Annotated in this window: 10 protein-coding genes; 6 read left to right on the forward strand and 4 right to left on the reverse strand. The window is 48.6% G+C overall.

Features of this window, described 5'->3' with window-relative positions:
- Positions 1–124: 124 nt before the first annotated feature.
- Positions 125–874 (forward strand): 3'(2'),5'-bisphosphate nucleotidase CysQ, encoded by a 750-nt coding sequence (gene cysQ, locus HGT70_RS01540; protein ID WP_071433935.1) that lies wholly within the window; start codon positions 125–127, stop codon positions 872–874.
- Positions 875–1,143: 269 nt separating this feature from the next.
- The gene (locus tag HGT70_RS01545; RefSeq protein WP_071433937.1) at positions 1,144–1,347 is read left to right on the forward strand and encodes a DUF1107 domain-containing protein; all 204 of its coding nucleotides are present in this window, start codon (positions 1,144–1,146) and stop codon (positions 1,345–1,347) included.
- Between the two features lie 42 nt (positions 1,348–1,389).
- On the opposite strand, the gene paeA is transcribed toward HGT70_RS01545, so the two are convergent.
- Positions 1,390–2,730: a polyamine export protein PaeA gene (gene paeA, locus HGT70_RS01550; protein WP_071433939.1), complete on the reverse strand. Its 1,341-nt coding sequence runs from the start codon at positions 2,728–2,730 to the stop codon at positions 1,390–1,392.
- A 420-nt stretch (positions 2,731–3,150) separates the two neighbouring features.
- On the opposite strand from paeA, the gene tamA reads away from it, so the two are divergent.
- Genes tamA through HGT70_RS01565 form a run of 3 tightly spaced genes read left to right on the forward strand, consistent with a single transcriptional unit; the run spans position 3,151 to position 9,064 of the window.
- On the forward strand, positions 3,151–4,890 hold the full coding sequence (gene tamA / locus HGT70_RS01555; protein WP_422047367.1) for an autotransporter assembly complex protein TamA: 1,740 nt from the start codon (positions 3,151–3,153) through the stop codon (positions 4,888–4,890).
- Entirely contained in the window at positions 4,887–8,714 is a 3,828-nt protein-coding gene (gene tamB, locus HGT70_RS01560) for an autotransporter assembly complex protein TamB (protein ID WP_214194715.1), read from the forward strand. Before tamA ends, tamB begins: the two co-directional genes overlap by 4 nt.
- Before the next feature lie 2 nt (positions 8,715–8,716).
- Positions 8,717–9,064, forward strand: coding sequence for a gamma-glutamylcyclotransferase family protein (locus tag HGT70_RS01565; RefSeq protein ID WP_071433943.1), 348 nt, complete (start codon positions 8,717–8,719; stop codon positions 9,062–9,064).
- 40 nt (positions 9,065–9,104) lie between these two features.
- On the opposite strand, the gene ppa is transcribed toward HGT70_RS01565, so the two are convergent.
- Together ppa and fbp are read right to left on the reverse strand one after the other, a co-directional pair.
- Positions 9,105–9,635, reverse strand: a complete 531-nt coding sequence (ppa, locus tag HGT70_RS01570; RefSeq protein WP_214194716.1) for an inorganic diphosphatase — start codon at positions 9,633–9,635, stop codon at positions 9,105–9,107.
- Positions 9,636–9,718: 83 nt separating this feature from the next.
- On the reverse strand, positions 9,719–10,711 hold the full coding sequence (gene fbp / locus HGT70_RS01575; RefSeq protein ID WP_214194717.1) for a class 1 fructose-bisphosphatase: 993 nt from the start codon (positions 10,709–10,711) through the stop codon (positions 9,719–9,721).
- A gap of 143 nt (positions 10,712–10,854) precedes the next feature.
- Between fbp and mpl the strand changes: the two genes are divergently transcribed.
- Positions 10,855–12,222, forward strand: a complete 1,368-nt coding sequence (gene mpl, locus HGT70_RS01580; protein WP_071433949.1) for a UDP-N-acetylmuramate:L-alanyl-gamma-D-glutamyl-meso-diaminopimelate ligase — start codon at positions 10,855–10,857, stop codon at positions 12,220–12,222.
- 44 nt (positions 12,223–12,266) lie between these two features.
- On the opposite strand, the gene yjgA is transcribed toward mpl, so the two are convergent.
- Positions 12,267–12,809 carry a ribosome biogenesis factor YjgA gene (yjgA, locus tag HGT70_RS01585; RefSeq protein WP_071433950.1) on the reverse strand — a complete coding sequence of 181 codons (543 nt, stop codon included), beginning with the start codon at positions 12,807–12,809 and terminating at the stop codon, positions 12,267–12,269.
- Between the last annotated feature and the right edge of the window lie 73 nt (positions 12,810–12,882).

Consider the following 12,882-nt stretch of genomic DNA (forward strand, 5'->3'; position numbering starts at 1 on the left):
ACCGGCCTCGCGCCGGTTTTTTTTTGCCTGTGAATCAGGTTTACCCGCCCCCTGCAACGGAGTATGGTAACCTCAACCATCACAAATTCTGATGTTACTAACTGTCGTTGACAGGAGGCCGAGAATGTTGGACCAGATTAATCAGATCGCACGCCAAGCCGGTGAAGCGATCCTTGCCATCTATCATCGAGAAGAAGGCCTCGATGTGCAGATAAAAACGGATGATTCGCCAGTTACCGCTGCGGATATTGCAGCGAACACGATCATCATCGATGGCTTACAGGCTTTGACCCCCGATATCCCTATCTTATCTGAAGAGTCCGAAGTGGAATGGTCAGTGCGACAGAAGTGGACGCGTTATTGGCTGGTTGATCCGCTCGATGGCACAAAAGAGTTCATCAAGCGTAATGGTGAGTTTACCGTCAATATTGCATTGATCGAGGAGGGTAAACCGGTACTCGGTGTGGTCTATGCCCCTGTGCTTGATGACCTCTACTGTGCCGCTGAGGGTAAAGCTTGGAAAGAGGCCGGGCACGGAGCACGCCAACCGATTACTGTCGCCACCGCCCAGCCGCCCTTAGTTGTTGTGAGCCGCTCTCATGCCAACAACGACCCAGAGCTAAAAGATTATCTACATCAACTCGGTGAGCATCAGACTGTCGCAATCGGCTCTTCACTAAAATTTTGCCTAGTCGCAGAAGGTAAAGCTCAACTTTATCCTCGTTTTGGTCCAACCAATATTTGGGATACCGGGGCGGGTCATGCGGTAGCTCTTGCCGCGGGTGCTCAGGTCACGGATTGGCACGGTAATACCCTCGATTATACTCCCCGAGAATCCTACTTAAATCCTGGTTTTCGCGTTTCACTGTTTTAGTTAACGCATTTAACCGTTACCCCCTCACTTAAGGGGGTAAAATAATTCTCTCTCGCCATAAATCTGTCATCAACTCTGCCGATAATCCTACTCAGTTTCTTTATCTTGAGAGATAAACTACTTATATTTCGATATCAATGACTGATTTACTCGTCTAAAGCACTATTTTTAATATGTTAATAAAAGATTATTAGGGTGTAATTTTTGTGTTTTTTGGATAAACCACTACACTCTATCTCAGAACGCAGGAGCGAAGAGAGAATTAGCGAATGAAAATCTATAATCGATACAATCCAATCCAGATTGCGCGTTACGTGAAGACGTTATTCAAAGGTGAGATTTACATTAAGGATATTGGTGAATTTCATTTCGACCAGGGAAAGGTGCTTCAACCACTAAATGGTGATATCCAGCGTTTAGGTATTATGTCTGAGATCAATCGTCAGGTAAGTAAACTACAGATCAAATTCTAAAGTATTGGCCACCGAGGAGTTACTCTAGTGGCCAACATATCGTTATTTTCCAGTAATCTCGTCGATCACCTGACCCGCAGGGGTGAGTGGCATTGTCCGCTCGTCACTGACGCGAGTCACCAGCAACTGATCAATTCGGTAGTTATCGATATCCACGACTTCGAATTTATACCCGGAGAAGATCACAAAGTCGGTACGTTTCGGTATTTTACGCAGCATGTACATCATAAAACCGCCAATCGTTTCGTAATTTCCCGAGTGCGGAAACTCTTCGATATGTAATACGCGTACGACATCATCGATTGGCGTCCCGCCTTCGACTAACCATGAGTTCGCATCACGCGCGACGATTTGTTCTTCAAATCCTTGGCCGACGAGATCGCCCATTAGGGTGGTCATCACATCGTTCAGGGTGATAATCCCAACAACCAGCGCGTATTCATTCATAATTACTGCGAAGTCTTCGCCCGCGGTTTTAAAACTTTCGAGAGCTTCCGATAGCGTCAGAGTGTCGGGTACGATTAAGGCTGAACGAATCTGTACGCCGCTACTTAACGTCATGCTCTGGTTACCTAACACACGCAATAACAGTTCTTTCGAATCCACATAACCGACAATATGGTCGATATCGCCATTACATACTAAGAACTTAGAATGGGGATGGTCGGCAATTTTCGATTTTAATACTGCTTCTTGTTCATTGAGATCGAACCATACGATGTTTTCGCGTGAGGTCATGGAGGAAGGAACCGTACGCGATTCCAACTCGAAAACGTTTTCGATTAACTCGTGTTCTTGTTTACGCAGTACGCCCGCGAGCGCGCCGGCTTCGACCACTGCATAAATATCGTCTGGCGTGATATCGTCCTTACGATCCATCGGGATTTTAAACAGGCGAAAGACGTTATTGGCCATACCATTAAAAAACCAGACCAGTGGACGGAAGACCAATAAGCAAATACGCATCGGGCCGATAATACGCAAGGCAATCGCTTCAGGGGCAATCATACCAATCCGCTTTGGTGTCAGATCAGCAAACAAGATGAATAAGCTGGTGACAACGGTGAACGAACAAATAAAGCTAAGCTTTTCTGAGAGTTCGGGAGACAAGAAACGATGGAAGAAATCGGAGAAGACGGGCATGAAAGCGGAATCGCCAACGATACCGCCTAAGATTGCTACGGCATTGACCCCAATCTGTACGACGGTAAAGAACATACCTGGAGATTCTTGGAGCTTGAGCACATGCTCTGCACGAATATCTCCGTCGTTGGCGAGAAGTTTGAGTTTAATTTTCCGCGCAGCAGCCAGCGAGATTTCTGACATAGCAAAGAAAAAGCTAATAACAATTAATACAAGGATGACAAGTAAGCTATCTAACATAAGGAGTCCGAAGTTTATAAGCTTGTCATTTTTGGCCTGGGCAACATCTCAACAAAGCAACGTTCAGGCAGTCAGTGAGGAAGAACACGTTATCCGTGCCAAAAATGTCTGTCAGGGCATATTCACTATGAATAATGCTCAGCAACAGAAAAGGCAGTGATGACTGCCTACAGGGAGTATAGCAGTAGCAGTGATTAGCCCGCTAGAGGCAGATGAACAGAATTTCAGCATTATGATGGGCATTTCGATCACTGGTTGTAATTTACACAGGGTTTTTGGACAATAGCGTAATTGATAAGAAAAATTATTATTTGTTTTCACGTCTATTCAGTTTGAGAAAGACTACGCTTATCACAGTGTGTATATTTTAATGAATTTACGCGATTTGCTGCTGCAAATGGATGCTTAACAGGAGAGTTCGTGGCACGTTTAACCCATTATAGTATGGCAGCACTTTTATTGGCCGCGCCAACATTACAGGCCGCGACGGTTAGGCTGAATCTCGAAGGCCTCTCAGGTGAGTTACAGAACAACGTCAGAGTTAGGCTGGCGACGATTACTAGTGAGGAGATCAGTGCAGACAGCCGTTTTCAAGCGCGTCTCGATGCGGTCATTAAGCAAAGTCTTCGCGCGCTAGGCTATTATGAGCCGGTTATTACTTATCGTGTTTCGCCTGAACAGGCGCTGCCCTCAGGGCAAGTTCTTACCGTCCATGTCGATCCGGGTGTACCGGTTAAAATTGGTGGCAGCACTTTATTGGTCGAGGGTGCGGGTAAAAACGATAGTGACTATCAGCAGTGGGTTGAAAAGGGACGGCCTAAAGTCGGAACGGTCCTTAACCATGGCGATTATGACAAATTTAAAAATGGCTTTTCCAGTATTGCGCTACGTAAAGGATATTTCGATGGTGTTTACCGTAAAAGCCAGTTAGGCGTTTCACTGCCACTCCATCAAGCATTTTGGGATATCGACTACGACACGGGGCAGCGCTATCGCTTCGGAAAAGTGACATTTTCAGGCTCACAGATCAGAGAAGAGTATCTACAAAAGTTAGTCCCTTTCCATGAGGGGCAGTATTACGACTCGAAAACCTTAGCAGAATTAAACCGACGCTTATCGGCGATGGGCTGGTTCGGTTCCGTCGTGGCCGCACCCGAGTTCAAGGGGGCTCAAAAAACCAAGGTGTTACCGATCAATGCAGCGGTCACTCCTGCGATTAAAAATAGCCTAGAAGTCGGTGCGGGTTATTCGACCGATGTGGGGCCACAGCTTAAGGCAACGTGGAACCGACCGTGGGTGAATGAGTATGGACATAGCATTACGGCGAACACCTATATTTCCCAGCCGGAACAACAACTCGACTTCACCTATAAAATCCCGTTATTAAAAAATCCGCTCGAACAATATTACACCATTAAGGGTGGTCTCAAGCGTACTGACTTGAACGATACCAAGGCAGACTCCACTACCGTCGTGGGGTCCCGCTATTGGGAAAATAGCAGTGGTTGGCAAAAAGCGCTTAATCTAACCTGGCGGTTAGATCACTATACTCAAGGTAACTACACCAATACCACCATGCTCCTTTACCCAGGGGCTAGCGTGAATAGAACGCGTTCGCGGGGTGGGTTAATGCCAACCTGGGGAGATTCACAACGCTATTCCGTAGACTTCTCAGACACGACCTGGGGGTCGGGCGCTAATTTCGTTATCCTGCAGGCCTCTAACGTTTGGATACGTACTTATGCCGAAAAAAATCGCTTTGTGGTCAGAGGGACGCTCGGCTGGATCGAAACCGATGACTTCGATAAGGTTCCGCCGGATCTGCGGTTCTTCGCGGGTGGCGACCGAAGTATTCGCGGCTATAAATATAAAGATGTCTCGCCTCGGGATAGCGATAACAACTTAACAGGTGCCAGCAAAATGGCGACAGGGTCGTTTGAATATCAATATAACGTCACTGGGAAATGGTGGGGCGCGGCATTCATCGATAGTGGTGAGGCCGTTAACAATTTTAAAGACAGCGATATCAAAACTGGTGCTGGGGTAGGTGTGCGTTGGGCTTCGCCGGTAGGGCCGATCAAGTTTGATATTGCCACGCCGATTGGTGACAAAGATACGCATGGTGTTCAATTCTACATTGGCCTAGGACCTGAATTATGAGTTGGTGGAAAAAGGGAGTTATCGGCCTATTAGTTATCGTGGTACTGCTCATCACGACAGTGGCTTTGCTTATCGGTACGACATCAGGCTTACATCTTTTATTTAAGGGGGCAAATCGCTGGGTCCCTGGTTTGCATATTGGCCAAGTAGAAGGTGGCTGGCGTAATCTGAACCTGCGCGATATTACCTACCAGATGCAGGGGGTGGATGTACGCGGCGGCCAGCTCCATCTTGCCGTTAACACGTCATGCCTGTGGCATTCGTCGGTCTGTGTTGATGACCTTACGCTGAGTGATGTGAGTGTTGCCGTCGATACCAGTAAGATGGCTCCCGCTGCACCCGTCGAGGAGACCAAAAGCGAACCTCTCACCGATATCTCTACTCCTTATCCGCTGACGCTTAAGCATCTCGGCTTACGTAATATCAACGTTAAGGTTGATGGGACGAGCATAGCGTTGGGGGAGTTTAGCACCGGTATCGCATGGCAAAACCGCCAGATCACGCTAGCACCTACGCAAATTAATAACTTCCTCCTTGCCTTACCGACAGTCGCTCAAGTTGCCGTCGATAAAGCTGCGCAGACGACGAAAACGGCGATTACACAAACTACAGAGCAGGCGGCCGAACAGAAAAAAGCCGCAGACGAACAAGCGCGTATCGCCGCTCAGCAGCCCCCTTTAGGCGATACCCTACGCGCGCTGTTTGCGAAGCCGCTTCTTGATCTCCCCTCAATAACATTACCTGTTGATGTCGATATTCAAGGGATCACCGGTAATACCTTACAGGTGACGGGGGACACGCCATTAACGATTAACCAGCTTAATCTGAAAGCGCGCGCCGTGAATAACCATATTGCATTACAACAGCTACAAGTTCAGGCGCTACAAGGGCAACTGCATGCGAGCGGTGAGGCAGATTTGGTGGATAACTGGCCGGTAAATCTTAATCTCAACAGTACACTGAATATCGACCCCATCAAGGGGGAGAAAGTTAAGTTATCGCTGAAAGGAAATATGAAACAGCAGGTTGATCTCGGCCTGAACCTTTCAGGGCCAGTGAAAGCGCAGCTGAATGCGATGGCGCAACCGGCGATAGTCGGCCTACCTTTCTCCTTAAAGGCGAACAGCCCGCGCCTACGTTGGCCGCTGACTGGCCCTGCACAGATTCAAGTCGATAACTTCGCTCTCGACACGTCAGGGAAAGCGTCTGATTACCATATTCAGCTCGCGGCAGCGTTAACGGGTGAGGGGATCCCTCCGGCACAGGTTTCACTCAACGGTAAAGGGGACCTAGGGCAATTTAGCCTAGATAGACTGCGCATCGCCGCCCTGCAAGGGAATATCGACCTCAGTGCTCTGGTCGATTGGAACAAAGCGATCAGCTGGCGCAGTAATTTGACCCTCGATAATATTAATACCGCACGGCAATATCCAGATTGGCCGGCCAAATTGACGGGTCAAATTACCACTAAAGGTAGTCTTTTTGGCGGAACCTGGCAGGTGAGCGTACCGAAGTTGGCGATTAAAGGAAATGTGAAACAGAACCCAGTCAATATTGAGGGGAGCCTGCAAGGTAACAGTTACATGCAGTGGAAAGTCCCGCAATTGTTGGTCGCTTTGGGTCGTAATCACCTTGATATTCACGGTGAGCTCAACGATAAATTGATGCTCGATGCGAATATTGACGCCCCAGCGCTAGACAACGCACTGCCAGGCCTTGGCGGTACGATCAAAGGGGTCGTGAATGCACGAGGAACCTTAGCCCAACCTGAGTTAAAGGCTGACCTGCAAGGCCGTGCTTTACGCTGGCAGCAGATGAGCTTGCAGTCGTTGGCCCTGAAAGGGAATGTGACATCGGCCCAGCAGATCTCAGGTAATTTAGTACTCAACCTTCAGCGGCTACATCAAGAGGGCGTCGACATCAGCCAGATTTTGCTGAATGCCGGTGGCGATGAGCAAGCTCATCAACTGACCTTGAAGGTGACCGGTAAACCGGTAGCGGGCGAGTTAGCCTTAAAGGGGCACTTTGATCGTCAGCAGCAGCGTTGGCAAGGTAGCTTAACCCGTAGCCAATTCTCGACGCCAGTGGGTAATGTCACCCTTAGCCGTGCGATGAGCCTCGATTATCAGAATACTAAGCAAACTATTACGGTGGGCAGCCATTGTTGGCTAAACCCGAATGCAGAACTGTGTGTGCCTGAACCGATCGTAGCAGGGCCTGAAGGCCATGCTCATCTACAGATCCGTAAGCTGGATCTCGCGATGTTAAAAGAGTTTTTACCGGCACAAACGCAGTTATCTGGACGTTTTAGCGGTGATACTCGTGTCAATTGGACCGCAAAGGGTGGCTTACCCGATGCGAACCTTTCCTTGACTGGGCAAGGGGTTGAGGTCCGCCAAGATGTACAAGGTAAGATGCTCCCCATCGCTTTTGAGCGCTTAGATCTCAAGGCCGCGCTGGTTAAAGGTAAGGCCCAGCTACAATGGCTGATTAAACTGGTGAACAATGGCCAGTTGACCGGTAATGTGCAGATTACTGATCCGGAGAATCGCCGTACCCTAGGCGGCAACGTCGGTATTGATAATCTCTCTCTCGCCATCCTTAATCCGGCATTATCGAAGGGAGAAAGTATTCAAGGGGTGTTAAGTAGCCAATTACGTCTAGGCGGCTCTTTGCAAAATCCGCAAGTGTTTGGTCAGCTTGCGTTGAAAAATGCGAAAGCATTGACCAGCGCGATGCCCGTTGAGCTGACTGATGCAAACCTTTCGATGGTATTTAATGGAATGTCGTCAACCTTGCAGGGGCTAATACGGACCGCACACGGTAATTTAGATCTCTCCGGGAATGCGGATTGGCGTCAGCTCGATAACTGGCGTGCGCATATTGCGGCTAAGGGTGACAGGATCCGTGTGACGGTTCCTCCAATGGTACGGCTAGACGTTTCTCCCGACCTTACTTTCGACGCGACGCCTGCGGCGTTTACACTCGATGGTAAAGTTGACGTACCTTGGGCACGGATAGTGGTACAGGACGTACCTGAAAGTGCAGTCGGCGTTTCTTCGGATGAGGTGATGCTTGATGACCATTTGCAACCGATCAAACCGACGACCGCGAGCATGGCCATCAATAGTAATTTAGTTATTCACGTGGGGGATGATGTAAGATTATCCGCGTTTGGACTGAATGCGCGATTAGACGGTGACCTCAAAGTTGGACAAGGGAAAAATGGCTTGGGCCTTAACGGACAAATCAATATTCCTTGGGGACGCTTCCATGCCTACGGTCAAGACCTGATCGTACGTAAAGGGCAGCTCCAGTTCTCCGGTCCGCCGGATCAACCTTATGTCAACCTTGAGGCGATTCGTAACCCAGATGCGACCGAAGACAATGTGACGGCTGGTATTCGCGTGACAGGTCTGGCAGACGAACCTAAAGTTGAAGTGTTCTCTGACCCGACCATGTCTCAGCAGGCGGCGCTTTCTTATCTATTGAGGGGGCAAGGTCTCGGTAGTAGCGATGACAGTAACGCCTTGACGTCCGCATTAGTCGGTTTAGGGGTTGCGCAAAGTGGTCAAGTCGTGGGTAAAATCGGCGAGACCTTTGGTGTTAGCGATTTAGCGCTCGATACCGCAGGTGTTGGCGATAGCCAGCAAGTTCAAGTGAGTGGCTATGTACTACCAGGCCTACAAGTAAAATACGGAGTGGGACTCTTCGATTCGTTAGCAACCCTTACGCTACGTTATCGTTTGATGCCTAAACTCTACCTGGAAGCAGTGTCTGGCGTCGATCAGGCACTGGATGTGCTTTATAAGTTTGAGTTTTAGCTATGCGAATTATTGTCTATGGTAGTTTAAGACGTAAGCAGGGAAATAGTCATTGGATGACCAATGCTCAGTGGCTGGGTGACTACCAAGTCGAAGGCTATGAGCTCTACAATCTTGGCCACTATCCGGGGGTTGTCCCCGGTGAAGGAACCATTGAGGGTGAAGTCTATCGTATTGATGCCATGACCTTAGGAGAGCTTGATGCGTTGAGAACCAAAGGGGGCGAGTATAAACGTCAACTGGTTTCAACGCCTTATGGCAGCGCTTGGATGTATATTTACCAGCGTTCGGTGGCGGGTCGCCAGCAAATTCCGAGTGGAAATTGGCTTGATAGGAGTGAACAACCTTAAAATAAAAATGCCGTCGAGATCGACGGCATTTTTTTAAAACTTACTTCTGTTGTGCGCGTTCGAAAGAAGAAACGATCTCAGCTTTCGCCGCCGCCGCGTCACCCCAACCTTCGACTTTCACCCACTTACCTTTTTCCAGCGCTTTATATTGCTCGAAGAAGTGTGCGATTTGACCACGGAGTAGCTCTGGCAGATCATTAACGTCTTTGATGTGCTCGTATTCTTTAGACAGCTTACTGTGCGGGACGGCGATGACTTTAGCATCTTCACCAGACTCATCTGTCATTTTCAATACACCCACCGGACGGCAGCGAATCACTGAGCCTGGCTGTAATGGGTAAGGCGTTGGGACTAACACATCAACCGGGTCACCATCTAAAGAGAGAGTGTGGTTGATATAACCATAGTTACATGGGTAAAACATTGCCGTCGCCATGAAACGGTCAACAAACAGAGCGCCTGATTCTTTATCAACTTCATATTTGATCGGTGCAGCGTTTGCAGGGATTTCAATAACAACGTTGATATCTTCTGGTAAGTCTTTACCTGCTTCTACAAGGTTCAAGCTCATGATTGATTCCTAATTATCAGTAAAATTTGTGGTGCGCAGTATAGCGAATTACGCACCGTTATGTGTCCGATTTTTTTAATCGCTTACTGATTTTCACTGATAAAACGTTCAACATCCTCAACCATGTATTGATTACCGACGTAGAAAGGGCAGCGCTCGTGGATAGTTTTCGGTTGTAAATCGAGGATTCGATTCACACCATCGCTCGCTTTTCCGCCTGCTTGTTCCGCAAGGAAAGCCATTGGATTGCACTCATACAGCAAACGCAGCTTGCCTGTAGGGTGGCTCGCGGTTTGTGGGTAGAGGTAGATACCGCCTTTTAGAAGGTTACGGTGGAAGTCTGCCACTAACGAGCCGATATACCTTGAGGTGTATGGGCGGAACGTTGCGGCGTCTTCTTCTTGGCAAAATTTCAGGTATTTTTTCACGCCAATCGGAAAGTGCACATAATACCCTTCGTTAATCGAGTACATTTTACCGGTAGGCGGGTAGGTCAGGCGTTCTTGGTTCAAGCAGAACACCCCTAATGAAGGATCGTAGGTAAAGGCATTAACCCCGTTACCGGTGGTATAAACCAGCATGGTAGAGGAGCCGTAGACCACATAGCCGGCGGCGACTTGTTGGCGACCGGGTTGCATAAAATCCTCGTCAGTGATCGGAGTACCGACCGGAGTGACGCGGTGGTAGATGGAAAAGATGGTTCCCACCGAAACGTTAACATCAATATTTGATGAGCCATCCAACGGGTCCATCAGCACGACGTAACGGCCATCCTCAGATCCTTCGAAGATAACAAACTCATCTTCCTCTTCTGAAGCGATACCCGCCACGATACCCCGGGCTTTTAGCGCAGATTTTAATTTTTCGTTAGCATAGAGGTCGAGCTTCATTTGCTGCTCGCCCTGAACGTTTTCGATTCCATTCGCGCCGAGAATATCTAATAGGCCTGCTTTATTAATATCGCGATGAATAATTTTCGCGCCAAGTTTAATTGCTGAAAGAAGGGCGGTGAGTTCACCGGTGGCATGAGGGAAGTCTGCTTGTTTTTCAACAATAAATTCGCCTAAGGTCTTCATTGCGTATCCTGGTTGTAAATTGATTTACTTTTCATTAACAGTATAGTCAAGCTACACCTAGGATTGGATCAAATCAATCCTCTCAGTTGCTCCTGAATGCGATATAGGTAAACTGTACAAAAAACTTAGTGGTAGATCTCTTTATGCGAATTCATATTCTCGGTATCTGTGGAACATTTATGGGTGGCTTAGCCATCCTCGCGCGCGCGTTGGGCCATGAGGTGACAGGGTCTGATGCCAACGTATATCCGCCGATGAGCACGTTATTGGAAAAGGAAGGGATTAGCCTGACTCAGGGCTATGATCCGCAACAACTTAGTCCTGTCCCTGATCTTGTGATTATCGGCAACGCGATGTCTCGTGGAAATCCATGCGTCGAAGCGGTGTTGGAAAACAATATTCCTTACGTTTCAGGGCCGCAATGGCTACACGATTTTATCCTGCGTGATCGTTGGGTGTTAGCGGTTGCCGGGACGCACGGTAAAACGACGACTTCCGGTATGCTTGCTTGGATCCTCGAGTCGTGTGGCATGGCGCCAGGTTTTGTTATCGGCGGCGTACCTGGTAATTTCGATGTTTCAGCGCGACTCGGTGATAGTCCATTTTTCGTCATTGAAGCCGATGAATACGACAGTGCCTTTTTCGATAAGCGCTCGAAGTTTGTGCATTACTGTCCGCGTACATTGGTCTTGAATAATCTTGAATTCGATCATGCCGATATTTTTGACGACCTTAATGCGGTGAAAAAGCAGTTCCATCATCTGTTACGTATCGTCCCGGGGCAAGGAAAAGTGATTTGGCCGGAGCAGGATAATAACCTGCGTCATGTCGTCGGAATGGGCTGCTGGAGCGAGCAAGAGACTGTCGGTCCGCAAGGACAGTGGCAGGCGAAGAAAACCTGCCCAGATGCCTCGCAGTGGACTGTTCAATTAGGGGACCAAGTCGTCGCTGAAGTGCAGTGGGGCTTAGTGGGCGAACACAATATGCACAACGGCTTAATGGCTATAGCAGCGGCTCGGCACGTGGGGATCACCCCGCAGGATGCAGCACAAGCGCTAAATAATTTTATCAACGCGAGACGACGCTTAGAGCTACGCGGCACGGTGAACGGTATTGAAGTCTATGATGATTTTGCGCACCATCCGACCGCTATCCTCGCGACCCTCTCAGCCTTACGCAGTAAGATCGGCGGGACTCGGCGTATTCTCGCCGTATTGGAACCTCGGTCGAATACCATGAAACTTGGTGTCAGTAAGAATGAGCTTGCTCCATCACTCGCGCGTGCCGATGAGGTGTTTCTGTTCCAGCCGAGTCATATCCCTTGGCAAGTGTCGGACGTTGCAGAAGCCTGCGTTCAGCCTGTTCAATGGAGCGCCGATATCAATAATCTCGTTACGATGATTACGAAATCGGTGAAACCCGGGGATGTAATTCTAGTAATGAGTAACGGTGGTTTCGAAGGGATCCATCAGAAATTACTCGATAGACTCGCAGCAACTTCCACGGTCTAAGGATGAAAGGCCGCTCAGTATCTTAGCTGAGCGGTTTTCGTCAGTTATGCTTCTGCTAACTCACGTAGGTATTGGAAAATCTGACGCGAGGACTTAGGAGGCTTATTCGTCGCTTTCTCTTTCTGTGCATTGCGGATAAGGCTGCGCAGCTGTTGGCGGTCGGCCGTAGGATAGAGTTCGATAACCTCATCCATCGCGCTATCTCCATTTTCGATCAGGCGATCACGTAATACTTCAAGCTTATGAAACAGAGCGACTTGCTGATTATGCCTATTTTTTAATTTATCCAACGCGAGGCGGATCGGTTGCTCGTCGCGGGAACGTAACATCTTGCCAATCAGCTGGATTTGGCGACGGCGTCCTTCTTTTTTAATTCGTTGCGCTAACTCAATGGCTTGGCGTAATTCCTCATCAAGCGGAATACGATCGAGAGCATTTTTGCTTAACTCCATTAGCTCCATTCCGAGACGTTTGAGTTCTTCTGCATCGCGCTTAATTTCGCTTTTGCTGACCCAAATAATCTCTTCGTCTTCTTCATCTTGTGGATCAGGCTGGTGGTCGAGCCACTCATCGGGCGGGTTAATCATGGTAGGGCTCCTAAAAAAAGTGGCTTATGCTATCAGGTTACAGCCAGACTGCGAAATTGTTCTCTGACTCTGT

It is taken from the genome of Rosenbergiella collisarenosi (assembly GCF_018494085.1).
Lineage (GTDB): Bacteria > Pseudomonadota > Gammaproteobacteria > Enterobacterales > Enterobacteriaceae > Rosenbergiella > Rosenbergiella collisarenosi.